Source organism: Polaromonas sp. JS666, from assembly GCF_000013865.1.
Lineage (GTDB): Bacteria > Pseudomonadota > Gammaproteobacteria > Burkholderiales > Burkholderiaceae_C > Polaromonas.
The window spans coordinates 587,374-610,704 of record NC_007948.1 but is presented as its reverse complement, the minus strand read 5'-3'; the positions used below and the strand labels follow the sequence as shown (position 1 = coordinate 610,704).

The 23,331-nt window shown below is 64.3% G+C and carries 22 protein-coding genes; 20 read left to right on the top strand and 2 right to left on the bottom strand.

Going from position 1 to position 23,331, the window contains the following annotated elements; translation table 11 throughout:
• Nucleotides 1–88 precede the first annotated feature (88 nt).
• The 8 genes from BPRO_RS02960 (at nt 89) to BPRO_RS02925 (ending at nt 10,069) form a co-directional block, all read left to right on the top strand.
• Nucleotides 89–874 carry an ABC transporter ATP-binding protein gene (locus BPRO_RS02960; protein WP_086003083.1) on the top strand — a complete coding sequence of 262 codons (786 nt, stop codon included), beginning with the start codon at nt 89–91 and terminating at the stop codon, nt 872–874.
• A 222-nt stretch (nt 875–1,096) separates the two neighbouring features.
• Nucleotides 1,097–2,026 carry a branched-chain amino acid ABC transporter permease gene (locus tag BPRO_RS02955; RefSeq protein ID WP_011481565.1) on the top strand — a complete coding sequence of 310 codons (930 nt, stop codon included), beginning with the start codon at nt 1,097–1,099 and terminating at the stop codon, nt 2,024–2,026.
• Between the two features lie 340 nt (nt 2,027–2,366).
• Nucleotides 2,367–3,443 (top strand): branched-chain amino acid ABC transporter permease, encoded by a 1,077-nt coding sequence (locus tag BPRO_RS02950; protein ID WP_011481564.1) that lies wholly within the window; start codon nt 2,367–2,369, stop codon nt 3,441–3,443.
• A gap of 112 nt (nt 3,444–3,555) precedes the next feature.
• Nucleotides 3,556–4,890: an ABC transporter substrate-binding protein gene (locus BPRO_RS02945; protein WP_011481563.1), complete on the top strand. Its 1,335-nt coding sequence runs from the start codon at nt 3,556–3,558 to the stop codon at nt 4,888–4,890.
• Nucleotides 4,891–5,071: 181 nt separating this feature from the next.
• A complete protein-coding gene (locus BPRO_RS02940; RefSeq protein ID WP_011481562.1) occupies nt 5,072–5,881 on the top strand; it encodes an ABC transporter ATP-binding protein in 810 nt (269 codons plus the stop codon).
• Nucleotides 5,882–6,481: 600 nt separating this feature from the next.
• Nucleotides 6,482–7,750 carry a phenylacetate--CoA ligase family protein gene (locus BPRO_RS02935; RefSeq protein WP_011481561.1) on the top strand — a complete coding sequence of 423 codons (1,269 nt, stop codon included), beginning with the start codon at nt 6,482–6,484 and terminating at the stop codon, nt 7,748–7,750.
• A 176-nt stretch (nt 7,751–7,926) separates the two neighbouring features.
• On the top strand, nt 7,927–8,913 hold the full coding sequence (locus tag BPRO_RS02930) for a tripartite tricarboxylate transporter substrate-binding protein (RefSeq protein ID WP_011481560.1): 987 nt from the start codon (nt 7,927–7,929) through the stop codon (nt 8,911–8,913).
• Nucleotides 8,914–9,058: 145 nt separating this feature from the next.
• Nucleotides 9,059–10,069 (top strand): Bug family tripartite tricarboxylate transporter substrate binding protein, encoded by a 1,011-nt coding sequence (locus tag BPRO_RS02925; protein WP_011481559.1) that lies wholly within the window; start codon nt 9,059–9,061, stop codon nt 10,067–10,069.
• Between the two features lie 106 nt (nt 10,070–10,175).
• Here the strand turns inward: BPRO_RS02925 and BPRO_RS02920 are convergent, their stop codons facing one another.
• A complete protein-coding gene (locus BPRO_RS02920) occupies nt 10,176–10,472 on the bottom strand; it encodes a DUF1840 domain-containing protein (protein ID WP_011481558.1) in 297 nt (98 codons plus the stop codon).
• On the opposite strand from BPRO_RS02920, the gene BPRO_RS29395 reads away from it, so the two are divergent.
• The 9 genes from BPRO_RS29395 to BPRO_RS02880 all read left to right on the top strand — a co-directional run bounded on the left by BPRO_RS29395 (nt 10,471) and on the right by BPRO_RS02880 (nt 19,101).
• A complete protein-coding gene (locus BPRO_RS29395) occupies nt 10,471–10,737 on the top strand; it encodes a hypothetical protein (protein WP_157045711.1) in 267 nt (88 codons plus the stop codon). The two genes, BPRO_RS02920 and BPRO_RS29395, sit on opposite strands and share 2 nt — an antisense overlap.
• Nucleotides 10,703–11,452 (top strand): 2OG-Fe dioxygenase family protein, encoded by a 750-nt coding sequence (locus tag BPRO_RS02915; RefSeq protein WP_011481557.1) that lies wholly within the window; start codon nt 10,703–10,705, stop codon nt 11,450–11,452. The genes BPRO_RS29395 and BPRO_RS02915 overlap by 35 nt, the downstream gene beginning before the upstream one ends.
• Before the next feature lie 178 nt (nt 11,453–11,630).
• The gene (locus BPRO_RS02910; RefSeq protein WP_011481556.1) at nt 11,631–13,964 is read left to right on the top strand and encodes a bifunctional salicylyl-CoA 5-hydroxylase/oxidoreductase; all 2,334 of its coding nucleotides are present in this window, start codon (nt 11,631–11,633) and stop codon (nt 13,962–13,964) included.
• A 50-nt stretch (nt 13,965–14,014) separates the two neighbouring features.
• Nucleotides 14,015–14,500, top strand: a complete 486-nt coding sequence (locus BPRO_RS02905) for a MarR family winged helix-turn-helix transcriptional regulator (protein WP_011481555.1) — start codon at nt 14,015–14,017, stop codon at nt 14,498–14,500.
• Nucleotides 14,497–15,351 carry an enoyl-CoA hydratase family protein gene (locus BPRO_RS02900; RefSeq protein WP_011481554.1) on the top strand — a complete coding sequence of 285 codons (855 nt, stop codon included), beginning with the start codon at nt 14,497–14,499 and terminating at the stop codon, nt 15,349–15,351. Before BPRO_RS02905 ends, BPRO_RS02900 begins: the two co-directional genes overlap by 4 nt.
• Before the next feature lie 39 nt (nt 15,352–15,390).
• Complete coding sequence (locus BPRO_RS02895; protein ID WP_011481553.1) at nt 15,391–16,635, top strand: acyl-CoA dehydrogenase family protein; 1,245 nt, start codon at nt 15,391–15,393, stop codon at nt 16,633–16,635.
• Entirely contained in the window at nt 16,632–18,275 is a 1,644-nt protein-coding gene (locus BPRO_RS02890) for a benzoate-CoA ligase family protein (protein ID WP_011481552.1), read from the top strand. The genes BPRO_RS02895 and BPRO_RS02890 overlap by 4 nt, the downstream gene beginning before the upstream one ends.
• Complete coding sequence (locus BPRO_RS02885; RefSeq protein WP_011481551.1) at nt 18,272–18,709, top strand: acyl-CoA thioesterase; 438 nt, start codon at nt 18,272–18,274, stop codon at nt 18,707–18,709. The genes BPRO_RS02890 and BPRO_RS02885 overlap by 4 nt, the downstream gene beginning before the upstream one ends.
• Nucleotides 18,706–19,101, top strand: coding sequence for a RidA family protein (locus BPRO_RS02880; RefSeq protein ID WP_011481550.1), 396 nt, complete (start codon nt 18,706–18,708; stop codon nt 19,099–19,101). Before BPRO_RS02885 ends, BPRO_RS02880 begins: the two co-directional genes overlap by 4 nt.
• A gap of 34 nt (nt 19,102–19,135) precedes the next feature.
• Here the strand turns inward: BPRO_RS02880 and BPRO_RS02875 are convergent, their stop codons facing one another.
• On the bottom strand, nt 19,136–20,029 hold the full coding sequence (locus BPRO_RS02875) for a LysR substrate-binding domain-containing protein (RefSeq protein ID WP_011481549.1): 894 nt from the start codon (nt 20,027–20,029) through the stop codon (nt 19,136–19,138).
• A 120-nt stretch (nt 20,030–20,149) separates the two neighbouring features.
• Here BPRO_RS02875 and BPRO_RS02870 point away from each other — a divergent pair, with 120 nt between their 5' ends.
• Genes BPRO_RS02870 through BPRO_RS02860 form a run of 3 tightly spaced genes read left to right on the top strand, consistent with a single transcriptional unit; the run spans nt 20,150 to nt 23,316 of the window.
• Nucleotides 20,150–21,175 carry a tripartite tricarboxylate transporter substrate binding protein gene (locus tag BPRO_RS02870; protein ID WP_011481548.1) on the top strand — a complete coding sequence of 342 codons (1,026 nt, stop codon included), beginning with the start codon at nt 20,150–20,152 and terminating at the stop codon, nt 21,173–21,175.
• Between the two features lie 60 nt (nt 21,176–21,235).
• On the top strand, nt 21,236–22,120 hold the full coding sequence (locus tag BPRO_RS02865; RefSeq protein ID WP_011481547.1) for an FAS1-like dehydratase domain-containing protein: 885 nt from the start codon (nt 21,236–21,238) through the stop codon (nt 22,118–22,120).
• 32 nt (nt 22,121–22,152) lie between these two features.
• Nucleotides 22,153–23,316: an acyl-CoA dehydrogenase family protein gene (locus tag BPRO_RS02860; protein ID WP_011481546.1), complete on the top strand. Its 1,164-nt coding sequence runs from the start codon at nt 22,153–22,155 to the stop codon at nt 23,314–23,316.
• Nucleotides 23,317–23,331 lie beyond the last annotated feature (15 nt).

Sequence of the window (23,331 nt, the reverse complement as noted above, 5' to 3'; positions counted from 1 at the left end):
CCGCGGAACCGGCTTTGCCGGGCCGCAGGCGGGCGGCCCCCTCGGGGGGCAGCGCAGTACACGGAGTGACAAGCGTGGGGGTACCTATCTGATGCACAAGAAAATCGGCGACGTCATTCTCGACGTCAGCAACATCTCCCTGAGCTTTGGCGGCGTCAAGGCGCTGTCCGATATTTCCTTCAATGTGAAGGAGCACGAGATACGCGCCATCATCGGCCCCAACGGCGCAGGCAAGAGCTCCATGCTCAACTGCATCAACGGCGTCTATTCGCCCCAGCAGGGAGCCATCACCTTTCGCGGCCAGACCTTCAAGCACATGAACAGCCACCAGGTCGCGGTGATGGGTGTGGCCCGCACCTTCCAGAACCTGGCGCTGTTCAAGGGCATGAGCGTGCTGGACAACATCATGTCGGGCCGCAACCTCAAGATCAAAAGCAACCTGCTGCTGCAGGCGCTGCGGATTGGCCCGGCCGAGAAAGAGGAAATCATGCACCGCGAGGCGGTCGAGAAAATCATCGACTTTCTCGAGATCCAGGCCTTCCGCAAAACACCGGTCGGCCAGTTGCCCTACGGACTGCAAAAACGCGTCGACCTGGGCCGGGCGCTGGCCATGGAGCCGCAGGTCCTGCTGCTTGACGAGCCCATGGCCGGCATGAACGTCGAAGAAAAGCAGGACATGTGCCGCTTTGTCCTCGACGTGAACGACGAGTTCGGCACCACCGTGGTATTGATCGAGCACGACATGGGCGTGGTGATGGACATTTCCGACCGCGTGGTGGTGCTGGACTACGGCAAGAAGATTGGCGACGGCACCCCCGATGAAGTCCGCAACAACCCCGACGTGATCCGGGCTTACCTGGGTGTGGAGCACTGATGGAAATGGCACACCCCTGTTGCGGGCTCGCTGCGCGTAGCCGCCTCTCCCCTTGCAGGGGACGCCGCTTGCAGCCCGGCAAAGCCGGTTCTGCGGCGGCCGCTGATGTGGGCGCCAAGCTGCACGCCTTCGCTCAAAGCTTGCGAGCCCCCATGTCGACCTCCCCCCAAAGGCGGGAAGCGATAAAACCACGTGGCAGCGCCACATTACACGGGTATTGAGATGGCCTTTTTTCTGGAAACACTCTTTGGCGGCCTGATGGCCGGCATGCTGTATTCGCTGGTGGCACTGGGCTTTGTGCTGATCTTCAAGGCATCGGGCGTCTTCAACTTCGCGCAGGGCGCCATGGTGCTGTTCGCCGCGCTGGCCATGGCCCGATTCTCCGAATGGATCCCGCAATGGACGGGCATCGACAACCTCATCCTCGCCAACGCGGCCGCCTTCGTGATCGCCGGCCTCATCATGTTTGCGGTAGCGTGGCTGATCGAGCGGCTGGTGCTGCGCCACCTGGTCAACCAGGAGGGCGCGACGCTGCTGATGGCCACGCTGGGCATCGCCTACTTCATGGAAGGCCTGGGCCAGACCCTGTTTGGCAGCAACATCTACAAGATCGACATCGGCATGCCCAAGGAGCCGATTTTTGTCGCCGACGGCATGTTCCCGGGTGGCATCCTGATCAACAAGGAAGACCTGATTGCCGCTGTGATTGCCGCGGCACTGGTCGCGTTGCTGAGCCTCTTTTTCCAGAAAACCGCGACGGGCCGCGCCCTGCGTGCGGTGGCCGATGACCACCAGGCCGCGCAGTCCATCGGCATTCCGCTGAACCGCATCTGGGTCATCGTCTGGTGCGTGGCAGGCGTGGTGGCACTGGTGGCCGGGATGATCTGGGGCAGCAAGCTGGGTGTCCAGTTCTCGCTCACCACGGTGGCGCTGCGCGCCTTGCCGGTGGTGATTCTCGGCGGCCTGACCTCGGTGCCGGGCGCCATCATCGGCGGGCTGATCATTGGTGTCGGCGAAAAGCTGTCCGAGGTGTACCTCGGCCCCTTTGTCGGCGGCGGCATCGAGATCTGGTTTGCCTATGTGCTGGCGCTCGGATTCCTGCTGTTCAGGCCGCAGGGATTGTTCGGCGAAAAAATAATCGATCGCGTATAGATGACAGCCCCCACGCTTTTCACTTCGTGTAATGCGCGAGGCCTTGCAGGCCGCGGCTCGCGAGACGCTTCGCCTCTGTCGCCCGTCCAAGCCTGCGCAGGCAGGCTTGGAGCCGCGGGCTCCAGCCCCTCGGGGGCCGCTGCGCCTGCGGCCCGGCTAAGCCGGTTCCGCGGCCCCTGCTGGTTTAAGGCCTCACCTTCCGTTGATGTGGCCACCACGCTTTTCACTTCGTGTACTGAGCTGCCCCCCGGGGGGGGCTGGCCTTGCTTGGGGCGGCCCGGCGCGGCGGCCGTCCCAGCTCATCACTTCTTTCATCGCGATCTAACGGTGGCGCACTAATATGCTTTACAGAGAAAACGGCCAATTCAAGACAACGTATCGGGCAGACCAGCAGATCTTCCCGATCGCACAGGACAGGCTGGTGGTAGCCCTGTTTCTGCTGTTTGCCTTTATCGCCGTACCCATGCTGGCCAGCGACTATCTGTTTCGCGCCATCCTGATTCCCTTTTTGATCATCTCGCTGGCCGCGCTGGGCGTGAACATCCTGGTGGGCTATTGCGGCCAGATCTCGCTGGGCTCGGGTGCCTTCATGGCGGTAGGGGCTTACGGCGCCTACAACTTCTTTGTGCGCCTGCCCGGCCTGCCGCTGATCCCGGCCCTGATTCTGGGCGGACTGTGTGCCACCTTCTTCGGCATCCTGTTCGGCCTGCCCAGCCTGCGGGTCAAGGGTCTGTACCTGGCCGTGGCAACGCTGGCCGCGCAGTTCTTCGCCGACTGGATGTTCCTGCGCATCAAGTGGTTCACGCTGGACTCCCCTTCTGGCTCCGTCTCGGTGTCCAACCTGCAGGTGTTCGGGTTTCCGATCGAGAGCGCGCACAGCAAATACTGGCTCTGCCTGTCCATCCTGGTGGTGATGGCGCTGCTGGCCAAAAACCTGGTGCGCGGCGCCATTGGCCGGGAATGGATGGCGATTCGCGACATGGACGTGGCCGCTGCCGTGATCGGCATCCGGCCCATGTACGCCAAGCTCAGCGCCTTTGCGGTCAGCTCGTTCATCGTCGGCATGTCGGGCGCGCTCTGGGGCTTTGTTTACCTCGGCGCATGGGAGCCGGCGGCATTCTCGGTGGACCAGTCATTCCGGCTGCTGTTCATGGTGATCATTGGCGGCATGGGCTCCATCCTGGGGGGCTTTCTGGGTGCGGCCTTCATCACCGTCTTGCCGATCGCGCTGAATCAGTTCCTGCCGGTACTCGCACAGCTGCTTGGATTTGAAATCTCAACCGCAGGCATTTCCCATGCCGAGCTGATGATTTTTGGCGGCCTGATTGTCTGGTTCCTGATCGTGGAGCCGCACGGCCTGGCCAAGCTCTGGTCGATCGGCAAACAGAAGTTGCGGCTCTGGCCGTTTCCTCATTAGGACCAGGGTTGATTGGGGGCTACCCATGAAACGAGCGCATTTTTTTGGTAATTGATCACTTGTCGGGATATCAGTTTTCGGGTGCTTTGCTTTTAATTATTAGGAGACAACAATGAAGGTTCGCAATTTGATTCTCGCCGTTGCGGCAGTGGCTGCCGGCGCTTCGTCCCTGGTGTCCACCGGCGCGTTGGCCCAGGCCAAAGAGCAGTTCATTCCGGTGCTGTCATACCGGACCGGACCTTACGCGCCCAACGGCGCGCCCTGGGCCAACGGCTATGTCGACTACCTCAAGCTGGTCAACGCCCGTGGCGGCCTCAATGGCGTCAAACTCTCGTTTGAAGAGTGCGAAACCGGCTATGACACGGCCCGCAGCGTGGAATGCTATGAGCGCCTGAAAGGCAAAAACGGTGGCGCTGCCCTGGTACAGCCCCTGTCTACGGGCGCCACCTTTGCCATCACCGAAAAGGCACCGGCAGACAAGATCTCGGTCGTCACCGTCGGCTATGGCCGCAGTGAAAGCGCCGATGGCACCACCTTCAAGTGGAACTTCCCGCTCGCCGGCACCTACTGGGTGGCATCCGACACCATTCTGCAAGCGATTGGAAAAAAAGAAGGTGGCCTTGACAAACTCAAGGGCAAAAAAATCGCGCTGGTCTACCACGACAGCCCGTATGGCAAGGAGCCCATCGCCCTGCTGCAGGAACGCAGCAGACAGCTCGGCTTTGACCTGCAACTGCTGCCCGTGACGGCACCCGGCGTAGAGCAAAAAGCCACCTGGCTGCAAATCCGCCAGGCCCGGCCTGACTACACCTTGCTATGGGGCTGGGGCGTGATGAACTCCACCGCCATCAAGGAAGCGCAAGCGACCGGTTATGCGCGCGAGAAGATGTACGGCGTGTGGTGGGCCGGCGCCGAACCCGATGTAAAAGACGTCGCCGATGGCGCCAAGGGCTACAACGCCGTGACCTTGCAGCACGGGGCCGAACCCCAGTCCAAGGTGGTCAAGGACATGCTGGCCATGGTGCATGGAAAAGGCCAGGGCACCGGACCGAAAGACGAAGTCGGCCAGGTGCTCTACATGCGCGGCGCCATGAGCGCCATGCTGGGCGTGGAAGGCATACGCGCCGCCCAGGACCGCTTCGGCAAAGGCAAGGTCATGACCGGCGAGCAGGTCCGCTGGGGCCTGGAAAACCTCAACCTGACCCAGGCCAAGCTGGACGCGCTGGGCTTTGCCGGCGTGATGCGCCCGATCAGCACCTCGTGCACCGACCACATGGGTGCCGCCTGGGCACGCATCCACACCTGGGACGGCAAGCAGTGGAAATTCACCTCCGACTGGCTGCAGGCCGATGAGCAGATCATCAAGCCGCTGGTCAAATCCACCGCCGCCAGATATGCAGCCGAGAAGAAGCTGACGCCGCGCACCCCGGCTGATTGTCAGTCCTGATGTAAGCCTGTCATGTCGGGTTTCAGGTGTCATGCCGGACCTGATCCGGCATCCATGGTGGCGTGCAGGAGCGCTGTCATGGATTGCGGATCGGGTCCGCAATGACAGCCGGGATGGCCCGCAATGACAGGCCAATCGGCAGCATTGCGCGCAGCGCTGCCGATTGGTAAAGGCAAAACTTATGGACTCCAACAACATCGTTCTCAACGTCAACGGCATCGAGGTCATCTACAACCACGTGATCCTGGTGCTCAAGGGCGTGTCGCTCCAGGTGCCCCAGGGTCGCATCGTCGCCCTTCTGGGTGGCAATGGCGCAGGCAAGACCACGACCCTGCGCGCCATTTCCAACCTCCTCAAAGGGGAACGGGGAGAAGTCACCAAGGGCTCGATCGAGCTGCGTGGCGAGCGCATTGAGAACCTCTCGACGTCCGACCTGGTGCAGCGCGGCGTGGTGCAGGTCATGGAGGGCCGGCACTGCTTTGCCCACCTGACCATTGAAGAGAACCTGCTGACCGGTGCCTACACCCGCAAGAGCAAGGCCGAAGTGGCCGCCAACCTGGAGAAGGTCTACAACTACTTTCCGCGCCTGAAAACGCGGCGTACCTCGCAGGCCGCGTACACCTCCGGTGGCGAGCAGCAGATGTGCGCGATTGGCCGGGCCCTGATGGCCAGCCCATCCATGGTGTTGCTGGACGAGCCCTCGATGGGGCTGGCGCCGCAAATTGTCGAAGAGGTGTTCAACATCGTCAAAGACCTCAACCAGAAAGAAAAGGTCACCTTCCTGCTGGCTGAGCAAAATACCAACATGGCGCTGAAATACGCCGACTATGGCTACATCATGGAAAGCGGCCGCGTGGTGATGGACGGGCTGGCGGCCGACCTGGCCAGCAATGAAGACGTCAAGGAGTTTTACCTGGGTGTGGGCGGCGGGGAACGCAAGAGCTTCAAGGACGTCAAGAGCTACAAGCGCCGCAAGCGCTGGCTGGCCTGATATGGCCCCCACGCTCCCCACTTCGTGTGGTTCGCTGCCCCCCGAGGGGGCCGCCCGCCTGCGGCCCGGCAAAGCCGGTTCCGCGGCTTGGACTGGCCCATGCAGGACTTGCCGCGGGCCGCTTCGGTATGCCGCGCGCGCGCCTGTCGCTTCGCGTACTGCGCGAGGCCTTGCAGGCCGCGGCTCGCGAGACGCTTCACCTCTGTCGCCCGTCCAAGGCTGCGCAGGCAGGCTTGGAGCCGCGGGCTCCAGCCCCTCGGGGGCCGCTGCGCCTGCGGCCCGGCCCTTCGACAGGCTCAGGACAGGCCAAGGCCGGTTCCGCGGCCCCTGCTGGTTTAAGACCTTACCTTCCGTTGATATGGCCCCCACGCTTTTCACTTCGTGTGGTTCGCTGCCCCCCGAGGGGGCCGCCCGCCTGCGGCCCGGCAAAGCCGGTTCCGCGGCTTGGACTGGCCTACGCAGGACTTGCCGCGGGCCGCTTCGGTATGCCGCGCGCGAGCCTGTCGCTTCGCGTACTGCGCTGCCCCCCAGGGGAGCTAATTTTCCTTGGGACGGCCGGGCGAAAAACTCCGCCCGGCCGCAGGATTTGGGAGATTTCGAGTGACAACACATTACGACGCACTGGAAGTGCAACCCCCTTCGCAACGCGAAGCCGCCCTGATGGCCGCGCTGCCGCAGCAGATCGCGCATGCGCAGTCCCATGCGCCGGCCTTTGCCGGCATTTTGCGGGGGGTCGATGCCAGCACCGTCACCTCCCGCGCCGCGCTGGCGCACCTGCCGGTGACCCGCAAGCACGAGTTGCTGGCGCTGCAGCAGGCCGAACGCCTGACAACCGGCAGCGGGGACCCCTTTGGCGGCTTCAGTGCGCTGCGCTATGGCCCCCACATGCCGCACGTGTTTGCCAGCCCCGGCACGATTTACGAACCCGAAGGTACGCGCAAAGACTACTGGCGCCTGGCACGCGCCCTGTTTGCCGCCGGGTTTCGCCCCGGCGAGCTGATTCATAACTGCTTCAGCTACCACTTTGTACCGGCCGGCTCCATGATGGAAAGCGGCGCCCATGCGCTGGGCTGCACGGTGTTTCCGGGCGGCACCGGGCAAACCGAGCAGCAGGTGCAGGCCATGGCCGAATTAAAACCGGCAGGGTATATCGGCACGCCGAGTTTTCTGAAAATCATTGTCGACAAGGCCGCCGAGATGGGCGTGGCCCTGCCCACCGTCACCAAGGCCCTGGTTTCGGCAGAGGCCTTTCCGCCCAGCCTGCGCGACTGGCTGGCCGGGCACGGCATTGCCGGCTACCAGTGTTATGCCTCGGCCGACCTGGGCCTGATTGCCTACGAGACCGAAGCGCGCGAAGGCCTGGTGCTCGATGAAGGCGTGATTGTGGAAATCGTCCGTCCCGGCACGGGCACCCCGGTGGCCGAGGGTGAAGTGGGCGAACTCGTGGTCACCACGCTGAACCCCGACTACCCGCTGATCCGCTTCGGCACCGGCGATCTGTCGGCCGTGTTGCCGGGCCGCTGCCCGACCGGGCGCACCAACACCCGCATCAAGGGCTGGATGGGTCGGGCGGACCAGACCGTCAAGGTACGCGGCATGTTTGTGCATCCGGGCCAGATAGCCGACATTACCCGGCGTTTTCCCGAGGTGAGCAAGGCCCGGCTGGTGGTCAACGGCGAGATGGCCAATGACAGCATGACCCTTCAGGTCGAAATCGCAGGGGGCGCCGCAGCGCAGGCGGGGCTGGACCAGCGCATCAGCGAGGCCATACGCGATGTCACCAAGCTGCGCGGCACGGTGCAGCTGATGGACCCTGGAAGCCTTCCCAACGACGGCAAGGTGATTGAGGACGCCCGCAGCTATCAATAAGGAGAATAAAAAAAGCGGGCTGAAAGAAGGGGGTCGGCCCGGAGACGGGAGGCCACGCTTTCACTCTTTTCGTGCGGTACATCGCCCCCGTGTAGAGGATATTGCTTACGTAGTTCCCACTGTAAATGTGCCCTGCGCCACTCTTACACTCGAGGCTCATTTTCAAGGAGACACGTATGAAACGCTTGTTAGTCTTGGCCGTCGCCGCGACAGCCCTCTTCGCCAACGCCCAAACCTTCCCGGGCTCCAAGCCCATCAGCTTTGTGGTTCCTTTTGCCGCCGGCGGCCCCACCGACCGGGTGGCGCGCGACCTGGCCGAAGCCATGCGCAAATCCATGGGCGGTGGCGCCAATTTTGTGGTGGAAAACGTCAACGGCGCCGGAGGCACCATTGGCGCGGCCAAGGTCGCCAAGGCGGCCCCTGATGGCCATACGCTGCTGCTTCACCACATTGGCATGGCGTCCGCACCCGCCCTGTACCGCAAACTGTCTTACAAGCCGCTGGATGATTTCGAATACGTCGGCATGATCAACGAAGTGCCGATGACCCTGATCGGCAAGCCCCAGTTGCCGGCCAACAACTACCGTGACTTTGAAAACTACATCAAGGCCAATGCCGGCAAACTGAACATCGCCCACGCCGGCCTGGGTTCCGCCTCGCACCTGTGCGGCTTGATGTGGCAATCGGCCATCAAGGCCAACGACGCCATGACCACCATCCCGTTCGGCGGCACCGCGCCGGCCATGAACGCACTGGTGGGCGGTCAGGTCGACCTGATGTGCGACCAGACCACCAACACCACCGGCCAGATCGAGGCCGGCCGTGTCAAGGCGTTTGCCGTGACCACGGCCAAGCCCCTGTCCGGCAACAAACTGCTCAAGGACTATCCGACGCTGCAGGACATGGGCTTGAAGGGATTTGATCTGACCATCTGGCATGGCCTGTATGCGCCCAAGGGCACACCCCCTGCCGTGCTGGCCCAGCTCAATACCGCTCTGAAGCTGGCACTGAAAGACCCTGACTTCATCAAGAAGCAGGAAGGCCTGGGCGCGATCGTTGTCGCCGACAAGCGCGTCGAGCCGGCCGCCCACAAGGCTTTCGTGGCAGACCAGATCGCCAAGCTCAAACCCGTGATCGAGGCTGCCGGAAAGTTTGCCGACTGAGCAGGCCGGCCCTCGCCGTATTTGCCAAGCCGCCGGGGGTCAAGCCCGGCGGCTTTTTTCATGCCCGGATTTACCCTCTTGAAGCACCGGTGCGGGCACAGTATCTTTGCGGGCTGCAGCGCATAACAATCCACCGGAGACCGTCTTGAATCTTTCCTTTAAACAAAATCGACGCCTTGCCCTCGCCAGTTGCGCGCTATCCGCTATTGTTTTAGCAGCACCCGCTGCCTGGGCACAAAGCACATGGCCGGCCAAGCCGGTCAAAATCGTGGTGCCCTTCGCGCCCGGCGGCACCACGGACATTCTGGCCCGTGCGATGGCGCCTGAGCTGTCCAAAGCCTTCGGCCAGCCGTTTGTGGTCGAGAACCGCGCCGGGGCCGGCGGCAACATTGGTGCAGACCTGGTGGCCAAATCACCCGCCGACGGGTACACGCTGCTCATGGGAACGGTGGGTACGCACAGCATCAACAAGGCGCTTTACAGCAAGATGCCGTTTGACTCCCAAAAAGATTTCGCGCCCATCACACTGGTGGCGGGCGTTCCCAACGTCATGGTCATGAACGCAGACAAGGCAGCCGCGCTGAACATCCACAACGTCGCCGACTTTGTCAAGTACGCCAAAGCCAATCCTGGAAAGTTGAGCATGGCATCCAGCGGCAACGGCACATCGATTCATCTGGCAGGGGAGCTGTTCAAGAGCATGACCGGGACTTTCATGCCGCACATTCCTTACCGTGGCTCCGGCCCGGCCATGCTGGATCTGGTTGGCGGCAATGTGGATGTGATGTTTGACAACCTGCCCTCGGCCCTGCCGCAGATCAAGGCTGGCAAGCTCAAGGCCTTCGCCGTGACCAGCGCGCAGCGGTCTGCCGCCCTGCCCGATACGCCCACTGTGGCGGAGGCCGGCCCGCTGAGGGGCTTTGATGCCAGCTCGTGGTTTGGCCTGCTTGCCCCTGCGGGCACGCCGCCCGACATCGTCAACCGCATCCAGCAGGAAGTGGCCAAGTCACTGAACACGCCGGCCATCAAGGAAAAACTGCTGGCCCAGGGCGCGATTCCGGGCGGCAACACGCCACAACAGTTCACGGCCTTCATCGACGCGGAGCACAAGAAGTGGGCCCAGGTGGTGAAGGCTTCCGGCGCCAAGATCGACTAGCCGGAAAAAGCGCGGCCCGTGCGGGGATCGCACTTGCCGCCGCATGCAAAAAAGCCCCGTCACCGGGGCTTTTTTTGCGGGATGAACCGGCGCCCTGCGGCAAACCCTACACGCCCCAGACCACTTCGTGGCCGGCCTTGTGGTTGCGCTCGAGCATGTCGATGAAAGGCAGGGCGCGCTGATGCAGGCCCAGCCCATCGCCCGGTACGGTACCGACCTGTTCATCGCCTGCATATTCCAGCGCAATGGCCGCCTTGAGCGCCTCAATCGCCGCGGGCATCTCCTCGGGCAGGATGATGCCCTTGGGCCCGGCGTCCTTGCCGATGATTTCAAGAACCCGGCGGCCATTGGGCTCCAGCATGATCACGTTGCCGGCATCTTTGGATTTGAATTTGTACAGCATGAAAGACTCCTCTGATAAACAGCACCTTCATTATGAGCAGCTTTTTGACCTCTGTCTGCAGCCAGGGTTCATCTCTTTTTCCATCTCTTTTTCCATCTCTTTTTTGATATCTTTTTTGGTCCGTTTTTGCCATCTCTTTTCGGCCTTCCCGCGCCTGCTCCGGTACCACTTCCCGCCCCACCTGGCGCCTGAACGGCAACCGAAGCGCGCGGTAAAGCAAAATAGCCAGCATGTTCAATATCGCCACCGTTCAAAAACCCGCTGATCAGGCCCTTCGCCAGGATGGCCTGAGCCTGCTCTACCCGGCCGGCCTCACCACCAGCCTGCACCTCGACAGCCCCGCATGGAGGCAGGGCTGGCAACAGCTGACCGACTCCTGGAACCGCCTGCCGCCCGACGCCCACCTCAAGGACGGCGGGCATTACCGCAAGCGCCGGCATGCCTGCTTTGTCCAGGAACTGCCGGGTGGCGCGCTCACGCAGGCGCCGCACCGCGCCCACTGGCAGCCCACCGACTACAACGCCCTGCATGGTGGCTTTGAGCGCTGGTTCGAGCCGGTGGAGCCGGCCGTGGCCGAGGCGCCCGCCTGGACAGATTTGCTGGCCAGCCTGGGAAAGCTGTTTGCCCAGGTCCGTCCCGTGCCGCGCTGGTATATCGAGGCGCACCAGTTCCGCATCGACACCGCCGGCGGCGTCGGACGCCCGACGCCGGAAGGCGCGCACCGCGATGGCGTCGACTTTGTGGTGGTGCTGCTGGTGGCACGCCATGGCGTCAAGGGCGGCGAGACCCGGGTGTTTGACGCGAACGGCCCGGACGGCGTGCGCTTTGTGATGCAGGAGCCGCTGACTACGCTGCTGCTGGACGATGCCCGCGTGATTCACGAAACCACGCCCATCCTGCCGGGCGACGGCCCTGCAGAAGACGGCTACCGGGACACGCTGGTGCTGACCTACCGCGCCGGGGGCTTTCAGGCGCCCTGACCCGGCCTGGCGCCTTGACGCCTGGTGCCCGGCGCCCCTGCTCCTCTTTTTCAGAATCAACTTTTCCGTCTTTCTGACTGGCCGGAAAGCCGCCATGGCCGGCCGGTAAAAAACCGCTTGACGAATTTACTTTAAACCTAAACAATTAAGGTCAGATTAATCGAACGAGCACACATTCATGCACATCCTTTGCCTTGGCGGCGGCCCCGCAGGTCTGTATTTCGCCCTGTTGATGAAGCTGCAGAACCCGGCACACCAGGTGACCGTGGTTGAACGCAACCGTCCCTTTGACACCTTTGGCTGGGGCGTGGTGCTGTCAGACCAGACGCTGGGCAATCTGCGGGTGGCCGACCCGGTCAGCGCGCAGCTGATTGGCGACGCCTTCAACCACTGGGATGATGTGGAGGTGTTCTTCAAGGGCCGCAGCGTGCGTTCGGGTGGCCATGGTTTTTGCGGCATCGGCCGCAAGCGCCTGCTCAATATCCTGCAAGAGCGCTGCCTGGCACTGGGTGTCGAACTGGTGTTTGAAACCGACGTGCAGGACGACCAGGCAATTGCCGCGCAGTACCAGGCTGACCTGGTGGTGGCCAGCGACGGGCTGAACAGCCGCATCCGCAACCGCTACGCGGAGACCTTCAAGCCCGATGTCGAGCTGCGCGCCTGCCGCTTTGTCTGGCTGGGTACGCGCAAGACCTTCGACGCCTTCACCTTCGCGTTCGAGAAAACCGAGCACGGCTGGTTTGCCGCGCACGCCTACAAGTTTGACGAGAACACCTCGACCTTCATCGTCGAAACCCCCGAAGCCGTCTGGAAGGCCCATGGCCTGGACCAGATGAGCCAGGAGGAAGGCATCGCCTTTTGCGAGCGCCTGTTTGCCAAATACCTGGACGGCAATGCCCTGATGAACAATGCCACGCATGTGCGCGGCTCGGCGATCTGGATCCGCTTTCCGCGCGTGGTCTGCGAGCGCTGGGTGCACCACGAAACCGTGGAGGGAAAGCGCGTGCCCATCGTGCTCATGGGCGACGCGGCCCACACCGCGCATTTCTCGATTGGCAGCGGCACCAAGCTGGCGCTCGAAGACGCGATCGACCTGGCGAATGAATTCAGCGCGAGCGCTGAGGAATTCAACACCGGCCACGGCATGGACGAGGTACTGCAGGCTTATGAGGCGCGGCGCTCCGTCGAGGTGCTGAAGATCCAGAACGCGGCGCGCAACTCCACCGAGTGGTTCGAGAACGTCAACCGCTACAGCGGCATGGAGATCGAGCAGTTCGCCTATTCGCTGCTGACCCGCTCACAGCGCATCAGCCACGAAAACCTGCGGCTGCGCGATGCGAAATGGATCGAAAGCTATGAATCCTGGCTGTCGGGCGGCCCGGTGATTCCGCCGATGCTGACGCCGTTCAAGGTGCGCGGCACCGAGCTCAAGAACCGCATTGTGTGCTCGCCGATGGCAACCTACAGCGCCATTGACGGTGTGCCGCAAGACTTTCATCTGGTGCACCTGGGCGCGCGCGCGCTCGGCGGCGCCGCCATGGTGATGGTGGAGATGACCAGCCCGAATCCCGAGGGCCGCATCACACCGGCCTGCACCGGGCTGTGGAACGACGAGCAAACAGCCGCCTTCAAGCGGATTGTGGATTTCGTGCACGGCCAGAGCACGGCCAAAATCGGCATGCAGCTCGGCCACAGCGGCCCCAAGGGCTCGACCCAGGTGGGCTGGGAAGAGATGGATGAACCGCTGCCCGCAGGGGGCGCGCATGCCAACTGGCCGGTGGTGTCGGCCAGCGCCGTGCCCTATGGCGAGCGCAACCAGACGCCACAGGCCATGACGCACAGCCACATGGAAACGCTCAAGCAGCAGTTTGTGGACGCCACCCGGCGCGCCGCCGCCGCCGGCTTCGACTGGCTGGAACTGCACTGCGCGCACGGCTACCTGCTGTCGGCCTTCATCACGCCGCTGACCAATCTGCGCAGCGACGAGTACGGCGGCAACATCGAGAACCGCTGCCGCTACCCGCTGGAGGTGTTTCGCGCCATGCGCGCGGTCTGGCCCGCACACCTGCCCATGAGCGTGCGCATCTCCGCGCACGACTGGGCGCCGGGCGGCAACACGCCCGACGACGCGATCGTGGTGGCCCGGTTGTTCAAGGACGCGGGCTGCGATGTGATCGACGTGTCCTCGGGCCAAACCACGCGCCAGGCCAAACCGGTGTATGGCCGCATGTACCAGACGCCGTTTGCCGACCGCATCCGCAATGAGGTCGGCATACAGACCATTGCGGTGGGTGCAATTTCCGAAGTCGACCATGTCAACAGCATCATTGCCGCCGGCCGTGCCGACCTGTGCGCGCTGGCCCGACCGCACCTGGCCGATCCGGCCTGGACGCTGCACGAAGCCGCCAAGCTGCAAAGCCAGGCCGTGGACTGGCCCAAACAGTACCTGAGCGGCCGGGATCAGCTGTACCGTGAAATTTCAAAACAACAAGCGCTTGCGGCCCAGTCATGACCAAGGCAGGCAGCCTTCAGGAAAACAGCAGAACAAAAAGGAGCAGCTCTATGGACATGGAAGCACGAGGCCACAGCGAACACCCCGAAGCCCTGCGGCTCTGGCTGCGCCTGCTGACCTGCACCCAGCTGGTGGAAAAACAGGTGCGCACCCAGTTGCGCGAGCAGTTCGACACGACGCTCCCGAGATTTGACCTGATGGCCCAACTGGAGCGCAGCCCCGAGGGCCTGAAGATGAACGAGCTGTCGCGCCGCATGATGGTGACCGGCGGCAACGTCACCGGCATCACCGACCAGCTGGTCACCGAAGGGCTGGTGGAACGTGTGGACGTAGAAGGCGACCGCCGTGCCTACCGCGTGCGCCTGACGCCGCGCGGGCGCAAGCTGTTTGACGAGATGGCGCGCCAGCACGAGGCCTGGATTGTGGCGGCCTTTGAAAGCCTGTCGCCGCGTGAAGTCGAATCGCTCCACAAGCTGCTGGGAAAGGTCAAGCACCACCATATGCAGCAGAACGAAACCAAACTGGAAACCGCATGAAACACTACATAGTCCCCGCCAACCCCATGCACGCGCAGTTCGATGCGCTGGCCACTTACCACGCCCGGCACTTTGCCTACGCCTTCGACGCCGGCGTGGCCACGCTGACGCTGAACCGCCCCGAGCGCAAAAATCCGCTGACGTTTGACTCCTACGCCGAACTGCGCGACCTGTTCCGCGCGCTGAACTACGCCACCGACGTGAAGGCGGTGGTGCTCACCGGCGCAGGCGGCAATTTCTGCTCGGGTGGCGATGTGCACGAGATCATTGGCCCGCTGACCAAAATGAGCATGCCCGAACTGCTGGAGTTCACGCGCATGACCGGCGACCTGATCAAGGCGATGCGGCTGTGCCCTCAGCCCGTCATCGCGGCCATCGATGGCATCTGCGCCGGGGCCGGCGCCATGATGGCGCTGGCGGCCGACATGCGGCTGGGCACCGCGCAGGCCAAGACCGCCTTCCTGTTCACCCGCGTCGGCCTGGCGGGCGCAGACATGGGCGCCTGCGCGCTGCTGCCGCGCCTGATCGGCCAGGGCCGCGCCTCCGAACTGCTGTTCACCGGCCGCGCCATGAACGCCCAGGAAGGCCTGCAGTGGGGCTTTTTCAATGCCCTGCATGAGCCCGGTGAGGTGCTGGCCCAGGCCCACAAGCTGGCCCATGAACTGGCCAGCGGCCCGACCTTTGCACACGGCATGACCAAGACCATGCTGCACCAGGAATGGGCCATGACGCTGGACCAGGCGATAGAAGCCGAAGCCCAGGCACAGGCCATCTGCATGCAGACCGGCGACTTCACGCGCGCCTACGAAGCCTTTGCCGCCAAACAAAAACCGGTGTTCCAGGGCGACTGAGCGCCGGGCACAGTCCACAGTCATAAGGAGGTTTTCAGCATGAACCCGACGACAGCACATCTGGCACTGCCGTTTTTTGACGGCGTGCACCGTGATCTCGGCCAGCGGCTGGCCGAGTGGATCCCCCACCAGCACATCGACGAGCGTGACGACCGCCAGGCCTGCCGGGAGTGGGTCCGGCTGCTGGGCGCCCACCAGTGGCTGCGCTACTGCGTGCCCGCGGGCAAAGACGGCGTGCTGGGCGGCGCGCTCGACCAGCTCGACTCGCGGGCGCTCGTCATTTTGCGCGAGATGCTGGCCTTCCACTCGCCGCTGGCCGACTTCGCGTTTGCGATGCAGGGGCTGGGCAGCGGCGCCATCACGCTGGCCGGCTCACCCGAGCAGCAGGCCGCCTACCTGCCACAGGTGGCCCGCGGCGAGAAAATCGCCGCCTTTGCGCTGAGCGAGGCCGACGCCGGCTCCGACGTCGGCGCCATGCAAACCAGCGCCACCCACACGGGCGACGGCTGGGCCCTCAACGGCAGCAAGACCTGGATCAGCAACGGCGGCATCGCTGATTTCTACGTCACCTTTGCCAAGACCGAACCCGACGCCGGCACGCGCGGCATCACGGCCTTCATCGTCGATGCCCCGACACAGGGCCTGGACAGCGGCGAGGCGATCGCGGTGATCTCGCCCCACCCGCTGGCCACGCTGAAATTCACCCATTGCAGGCTGGCCGACAGCACGCAGCTGGGCACGCTGCACGGCGGCTTCAAGCTGGCGATGCAGACGCTGGACATTTTCCGGGCATCCGTGGCCGGCGCCGCGCTGGGCATGGCGCGCCGCGCGCTCGCCGAGGCCGTGCAGTTTGCCCAGGCGCGAAAAATGTTCGGTCAGACGCTGGCGGATTTTCAGCTGACCCAGGCCAAACTCGGCGAGATGGCGGCCCTGGTGGACGCAGCGGCGCTGCTGACCTATCGCGCCGCCTGGATGCGCGACCATCACAACGCTCCGGGCGAGCATCCGGACAACGCCGCCACCACTGCCACCACTGCCATCACCGCCACCACGGAGGCCGAAGGCCGCCGGGACCGCACCGTGGCTGCCGCGATGGCCAAAATGACGGCCACCGAAAACGCCCAGCGGGTGATCGACATGGCGCTGCAGATGCATGGCGGCCAGGGCGTGAAGGTGGGCAGCAAGGTGGAAAGCCTGTACCGTGACATCCGCTCGCTGCGGATTTACGAAGGCGCCACCGAGGTCCAGCAACTCATCATCGGCAAGGCGGTGTTGCAATCATGAATACGCCCACACACGCACCAGCCTCGAAGGCGCCCTCTGCGCAGACCGACTGCTTCGTGCACGACCGCCTGCCAACGCCCGACCAGTGGCCGAAACTGGTCTACCCGCCCGAACTGCGCATTCCCGACCAGGCCAATCTGGTGGACGTGCTGTTCTCCCGGGCCAGGGCGCAAGGACATGCCGACAAGCCCTTCCTGCGTTCGGACCGGATCACCTTGAGCTATGCCGACGCACTGGAGCGCGTCAACCGCATCGCCCAGGTGCTGACGGAAGACTTTCACCTCGTGCCGGGCAACCGCGTGCTGCTGCGCGGCGGCAACTCCATCGGCATGGCGCTGGCCTGGCTGGGTGTGGTGCAGGCCGGGCTGGTGGCGGTGGCGACCATGCCGCTGCTGCGCGCCAAGGAGCTCGGCGAGATCATTGACAAGGCCCGGCCGTCGCTGGCACTGTGCGATGCCAGCCTGCTGCAGGAATTGCAGGCCGCCAGGGATCAGGGCGGCCTGCTCGGCACCATCGTGCCGTTCAACCTGATGAACGAGCCCGGTTCGCTGGCGGTCCTTTCCGCACAGAAAGACGGCCATTTCACGCCCTGCCCGACGGCCGCCGACGACATTGCGATGATGGCCTTCACGTCCGGCACCACCGGCAAGCCCAAGGCCGCCGTGCACACGCACCGCGATGTGCTCGCCGCCTGCGAAGCCTGGCCGCGCCATGTGCTCAAGGCCAGGCCTGACGACATCGTGATGGGTTCGCCGCCACTCGCCTTCACCTTCGGGCTGGGCGGCATGCTGATCTTCCCGATGTGGGCTGGTGCCTCGGTGTACTACCCCAGCGTGGCCTACACGCCCGAGGTCATGGTCAAGCTGATGAACCAGGTCGGCGCCACCCTGTGCTACACGGCGCCCACCTTTTACCGCCAGATGGCGCCGTTTGCCAAACAGCTCGGCGTGCCCAGCCTGCGCATCTGCGTGAGTGCGGGCGAGGGCCTGCCGGACGCCACACGCCAGCTCTGGAAGGACGCCACCGGCATTGAAATGATCGACGGGATAGGCGCGACCGAGATGTTCCATATCTTCATCTCGTCCGCCGGTGCCGAGGTACGGCGCGGCGCCATCGGCAAGGTGGTGCCCGGCTACACCGCCCGGGTGGTGGACGACCAGGGTGCGGAAGTGCCGCATGGCACCGTCGGCAAGCTGGCGGTCATGGGGCCGACTGGCTGCAAATACCTGGACGATGCGCGCCAGGCGAACTATGTCAAGGGCGGCTGGAACTACCCCGGCGATGCGTTTGTGCAGGACGATGACGGCTACTTCTTCTACCAAGCCCGCGCCGACGACATGATCATCACGTCGGGCTACAACGTGGGCGGCCCCGAGGTGGAAGACGCGCTGCTCAAGCACCCGGCCGTGGCCGAGTGCGGCGTGATCGGCCTGCCCGACGAGGAACGCGGCATGATCGTCAAGGCCTTTGTGGTGCTGCGGCCCGGCCACGAGGCCGGCGAGGCCCTGGTCAAGAGCCTGCAGGACCACGTCAAGGCCACGCTCGCGCCCTTCAAATACCCGCGCCAGATCGAATTCGTGGGCAGCCTGCCGCGGACCGAAACCGGCAAACTGCAACGTTTCAAATTGCGTCAATCATGAAATTCACGACACAAAAGCAGGTCCGGTTTCACCACTGCGACCCGGCGGGGATTGTTTTTTACCCGCAGTTTTTCTACCTGTTGCATGAGGTGCAGGAGGATTTTCTGAACCACATCGGCTTTCCCGAACACGTGCTGATCGCCGGCGGCGCAGGCGTGCCCATCGTGGACCTGAAAACCGAATTCCTGGGCATGTGCCGCCACGGCGACCAGCTCACGATGACGCTGGAGCTGACCAAAGTCGGCAACGCCAGCGTGGGCATGCACTATGAAATTCACGGCGAGCCGTCCGCCCACGGGGGCAGCAGCCTGCGGGTCAGGGCCCATGGCGTCGTGGTGTATTCGGAAGTCCCGCATGGTAAGCCGGTGCCCATTCCCGACGCCTTGCGCGACGCCCTGCTGCCCTACCTGAAAACACCCCCGGAGACCACATGATCACCAAAATCCAACCGCCCGACTGGGCCGAACCCAGGGGCTACGCCAACGGCATCCTCGCGCGCGGCGCGCTGCTGTTCGTCGGCGGCCAGATCGGCTGGAATGCCCGGCAGGAGTTTGAAAGCGATGATTTCGTCGCGCAGACCCGCCAGACGCTGCAAAACATTGCAGACGTTCTGAAGGCCGGCGGCGCCGGGCCCGAGCACATGGTCCGCATGACCTGGTACGTGGTGGACCGCGACGAGTATGTGGCCAGCCTCAGGGAGCTGGGCGGCGTCTACCGCGAAATCATGGGCAAAAACTTCCCGGCCATGACCTGCGTGCAGGTCGCCGGGCTGGTGGAAGCGCGGGCCCGGGTCGAGATTGAAGTGACGGCCGTGCTGCCGGACTGAGGCCGCATCAGCCGCGTCAGCCGCGTCAGCCGCGTCAGGCCTGGTAATGCGCGCACAGAGTGTCGATCAACGCCAGGGCGTAGGCCGGCAAGGCGGCCTGGTCGCGCACGAGGATGTAGCGCTCGCGCACGCTCCACTCGTCGGTGAGCTCGATCAGCGCCAGGTTCATCGTATCCCGGTTGCGCCGGGCCGCCGACTCCGGCACGATGCCCACGCCCACACCGCTGCCTATCATGCGGCACATCGCATCAAAGCTGGCCAGCTGGATGCGCAGCTTGAGCGGCTTGCCCAGTGACTCCGTCACCGTGGCCAGAAAAGTCTGCAGCGTGCTGCCGTGGTGCATGCCCACCGCGTCTTCGTCCAGTGTCTCGGCAAAAGCGATGGTCTTGCGCCCGGCAAAGCGGTGCTGGCGCGACGTGACCAGCACCAGGCGATCGGTGCTGAAGTGAATGGCCTGCAGCCCCAGCGTGTCGACCCTGCCGGCCACAATGCCGATGTCGGCACGGCCGTCCAGCACGCCCCGGGCGATTTCAGCGTTCGGTTTTTCCTGAAGGTCCACGTTCACGCGGGGGTTGTCCGCGAGGAAGCCGGGCAGGATTTCCGGCAGGAAATCCGTCACCGCCGTGGTGTTGGCGAAAACCCGCACATGGCCGCGCAGGCCACCCCCGTATTCCTGCAGGTCGACGCGTAACTGGTCCACCTGGCGCAGCACCCCCCGGGCGTGGTGCAAAAACGCCTCGCCGGGCGGCGTCAGGCGCACGCCACGGGCTTCACGGTACAGCAGGGGCTGGCCCGCCTGGGTTTCCAGCGACTTGATGCGGCTGCTGGCCGCCGCCAGTGACAGATGCTGGCGCTGGGCCGCCCGCGTCAGGCTGCCCTCGTCCGCAACCAGCACAAACAGCCTTAGATCGGTGAGATCAAATTTCATCGTGTCATGCTAGCGCAAACCCGGCAAGCCTTCAATAAATCCGAAGCCTTGGTTTGAAAATCAGTGATTGCGCTGGGGAGTGGCTGCGGCGACCATACGGACCTTCAAGGAGACAAAAGAATGCCTGATGGGGTCTGTCATCGAATATCAGTCCGCCGGTTTTTTATCGCCGCTGCCGCAACGGCAGCCGCGGGCCTGTTGGCGGTGGGCACGTCCGCGCTCGCCCAGTCCCCCTACCCGAACCGCCCCATCGTCATGATCGTGCCGCAGGCCGCCGGCGGCACCAACGACATCGTGGGCCGGCTGGTCAGCCAGAAACTCGGCGAGGTGTTGAACACCCCGGCCGTCGTGGAGAATCGCCCCGGCGCCGGCGGAAACATCGGCACCCAGGCGGCGGCCAAGGCGCCGAAAGACGGCTACACCCTGCTCATGACCATCAGCAGCAGCCAGGCCATCAACCCGGCGCTCTACAAGAATGCCGGTTTCGATCCGGTCCGCGATTTCAAACCCGTCAGCCTGATTGGCGCCGTGCCCAATGTGCTGCTGGTGCACCCTTCGTTTCCGGCGAAGTCGGTCGCCGAGCTGGCCGCGCTGGCCAACAAGGGCAAACCGGGCCAGTACCAGTACGCCTCGGCCGGCAACGGCACGCTGAACCACCTGCTGGGTGAAATGCTGGGCAGCATGGCCGGCATCAACCTGCAGCATGTGCCCTACAAGGGCGTGGCCCCGGCGCTGAACGACGTGCTGGGCGGGCAGCTGCCCATGCTGTTTGCCAGCCTGCCGTCCGCGCTGTCGCACATCAAGGCGGGCAAGCTGCGTGCGCTGGCCGTCAGCGGCGCCAACCGCTCGCCGGTGCTGCCCGATGTGCCGACCATTGCCGAAACCGTGCCCGGCTACAACGGCACGCTGTGGATCGGCCTGTTCGCCCCCGCCGGCGTGCCGCCGGACGTGCTGGCCCGGCTGCAGGACGGCATGGCCAAAGCGCTGGCCGCCAAAGACCTGCGCGACAAGCTGGAGCAGCAGGGCGTCGAACTGGCGGGCCCGCCCGAGCGGCCGGTGACGCCGGAGCAGTTCGCCGCGGTGCTCAACGACGACATCGCCAAATGGGCGCGCATCGTCAAGTCCTCCGGCGCCTCGGTCGATTGACCCTGTGAATTGATTCTGGACTGCCCTGAACTTCAACCTCGCACCCACCCCCACCTGATCATGAGCACTGACATCCGCACCCTCGACGCCGCCACCCTCGCCCACCTGCAAGGCTGGGTCGGCAAGACCGAAACCCTGGCCGACGACATCACCGCCGCGCCGGTCCGCGCGCTCTCGGCCACGCTGGACCGCGACGATGCACCGCCCGTGCCCGGCACGGCGCTGCCCCCGCTGTGGCACTGGCTGTATTTTTTGCCGCAGCATCGCCAGAGCGAGATCGGCCCGGACGGCCATGCGAAACGCGGCGGCTTCCTGCCACCGGTGCCGCTGCCGCGCCGCATGTGGGCCGGCGGCCGTCTCAACTGGCAGCCGGGCAACCCGCTGGTGGTGGGCGATGCGGCCCGGCGCGTCTCGCGCATCGAGTCCGTGACGCACAAGGCCGGCCGCACCGGCGACCTGCTGTTTGTGCTGGTCAGGCATGAGCTGCACAACACCCACGGCCTGGCGCTGACCGAGGAGCACGACATTGTGTACCGCGCCAACCCGCTGCCCGGTGACTCGGTGCCGCCACCCGCCGCCGCGGAACAGGGCGCCGCCTGGCAGCGCGAGATCGTGCCAGACGACGTGCTGCTGTTCCGCTACTCGGCGCTGACCTTCAACGGCCACCGCATCCACTACGACCGCCGCTATGTGACCGAAGTCGAGGGTTACCCCGGCCTGATCGTGCACGGCCCGCTGATTGCCACGCTGCTGGTGGACCTGGTGCGCCGCCATGTGCCGGGTGCCTTTGTCAAAAGCTTCTCCTTCAAGGCGGTGCTGCCCACCTTTGACCTGCACCCGTTCCGCCTGCATGGCCAGCCCTCGGCCGATGGCAAAACCGTGAAGCTCTGGGCCGCCGACCACGAAGGCTGGCTCACCATGCAGGGCACGGCCGAACTCGCCTGAACAGTCCTCCAACCAAACACCCTACGACCGTCATGATCAAGACCGCCACCGACCAATACCAGGACATCCGCGATGCCGTGCGCGCCCTGTGCGCCGAGTTCCCGGACGAATACCACCGCAAGATCGACGAGCAGCGCGCCTACCCCGAGGCCTTTGTCGATGCGCTGACCAAGGCCGGCTGGCTGGCCGCGCTGATCCCCGGCGAATATGGCGGCTCCGGCCTGGGCCTGGCCGAGGCCTCGGTGATCATGGAAGAGATCAACCGCTCCGGCGGCAACTCCGGCGCCTGCCACGGCCAGATGTACAACATGGGCACGCTGCTGCGCCACGGCTCCACCGCGCAAAAGGAGCTGTACCTGCCCAAGATCGCCAGCGGCGAATGGCGGTTGCAGTCGATGGGCGTGACCGAGCCCAGTACCGGCACCGACACGACCAAGATCAAGACCACGGCCATCAAGAAGGGCGACCGCTACGTCATCAATGGCCAGAAGGTCTGGATCTCGCGCGTGCAGCACTCCGACTGGATGATCCTGCTGGCGCGCACCACAGCGCTGGCCGAGGTCAAGAAAAAATCCGAAGGCATGTCGATCTTCATGGTCGACCTGCGCCAGGCCGAGAAATCCGGCATGACGGTGCGGCCGATTCCCAACATGGTGAACCACGAGACCAACGAGCTGTTTTTCGAGAACCTGGAAATCCCCGAAGAGAACCTGATCGGCCAGGAAGGGCTGGGCTTCAAGTACATCCTGGACGGACTGAATGCCGAGCGCACGCTGATCGCCGCCGAGTGCATCGGCGACGGCTACTGGTTTCTCGACCGGGTCACCAAATATGTGGGCGAGCGCGTGGTGTTCGGCCGCCCGATCGGCCAGAACCAGGGCGTGCAGTTCCCGATTGCCGAGGCCTACATCGAGGTCGAGGCCGCCAACCTGATGCGCTACAAGGCGTGTGCGCTGTTCGATGCCGGCCAGCCCTGCGGCGCCGAGGCCAACATGGCCAAGTACCTGGCGGCCAAGGCGAGCTGGGAGGCGGCCAATGCCTGCATCCAGTTCCACGGCGGTTTCGGATTTGCCAACGAATACGACGTGGAGCGCAAGTTCCGCGAAACGCGGCTGTACCAGGTGGCGCCGATCTCGACCAACCTGATCCTGAGCTACGTGGCCGAGCACCTGCTGGGCCTGCCCCGCTCCTTCTGATTTCCGGAGGCCTCC

Excerpts from the sequence above, each read along its gene's own strand:
- BPRO_RS02955 (WP_011481565.1), top strand. The coding sequence starts at position 1,097 with ATGGCCTTTTTTCTGGAAACACTCTTTGGCGGCCTGATGGCCGGCATG.
- BPRO_RS02950 (WP_011481564.1), top strand. The coding sequence starts at position 2,367 with ATGCTTTACAGAGAAAACGGCCAATTCAAGACAACGTATCGGGCAGAC.
- BPRO_RS02945 (WP_011481563.1), top strand. The coding sequence starts at position 3,556 with ATGAAGGTTCGCAATTTGATTCTCGCCGTTGCGGCAGTGGCTGCCGGC.
- BPRO_RS02940 (WP_011481562.1), top strand. The coding sequence starts at position 5,072 with ATGGACTCCAACAACATCGTTCTCAACGTCAACGGCATCGAGGTCATC.
- BPRO_RS02930 (WP_011481560.1), top strand. The coding sequence starts at position 7,927 with ATGAAACGCTTGTTAGTCTTGGCCGTCGCCGCGACAGCCCTCTTCGCC.
- BPRO_RS29395 (WP_157045711.1), top strand. The coding sequence starts at position 10,471 with ATGAAAGACTCCTCTGATAAACAGCACCTTCATTATGAGCAGCTTTTT.
- BPRO_RS02920 (WP_011481558.1), bottom strand. The coding sequence starts at position 10,472 with ATGCTGTACAAATTCAAATCCAAAGATGCCGGCAACGTGATCATGCTG.
- BPRO_RS02915 (WP_011481557.1), top strand. The coding sequence starts at position 10,703 with ATGTTCAATATCGCCACCGTTCAAAAACCCGCTGATCAGGCCCTTCGC.
- BPRO_RS02910 (WP_011481556.1), top strand. The coding sequence starts at position 11,631 with ATGCACATCCTTTGCCTTGGCGGCGGCCCCGCAGGTCTGTATTTCGCC.
- BPRO_RS02905 (WP_011481555.1), top strand. The coding sequence starts at position 14,015 with ATGGACATGGAAGCACGAGGCCACAGCGAACACCCCGAAGCCCTGCGG.
- BPRO_RS02900 (WP_011481554.1), top strand. The coding sequence starts at position 14,497 with ATGAAACACTACATAGTCCCCGCCAACCCCATGCACGCGCAGTTCGAT.
- BPRO_RS02895 (WP_011481553.1), top strand. The coding sequence starts at position 15,391 with ATGAACCCGACGACAGCACATCTGGCACTGCCGTTTTTTGACGGCGTG.
- BPRO_RS02890 (WP_011481552.1), top strand. The coding sequence starts at position 16,632 with ATGAATACGCCCACACACGCACCAGCCTCGAAGGCGCCCTCTGCGCAG.
- BPRO_RS02885 (WP_011481551.1), top strand. The coding sequence starts at position 18,272 with ATGAAATTCACGACACAAAAGCAGGTCCGGTTTCACCACTGCGACCCG.
- BPRO_RS02880 (WP_011481550.1), top strand. The coding sequence starts at position 18,706 with ATGATCACCAAAATCCAACCGCCCGACTGGGCCGAACCCAGGGGCTAC.
- BPRO_RS02875 (WP_011481549.1), bottom strand. The coding sequence starts at position 20,029 with ATGAAATTTGATCTCACCGATCTAAGGCTGTTTGTGCTGGTTGCGGAC.
- BPRO_RS02870 (WP_011481548.1), top strand. The coding sequence starts at position 20,150 with ATGCCTGATGGGGTCTGTCATCGAATATCAGTCCGCCGGTTTTTTATC.
- BPRO_RS02865 (WP_011481547.1), top strand. The coding sequence starts at position 21,236 with ATGAGCACTGACATCCGCACCCTCGACGCCGCCACCCTCGCCCACCTG.
- BPRO_RS02860 (WP_011481546.1), top strand. The coding sequence starts at position 22,153 with ATGATCAAGACCGCCACCGACCAATACCAGGACATCCGCGATGCCGTG.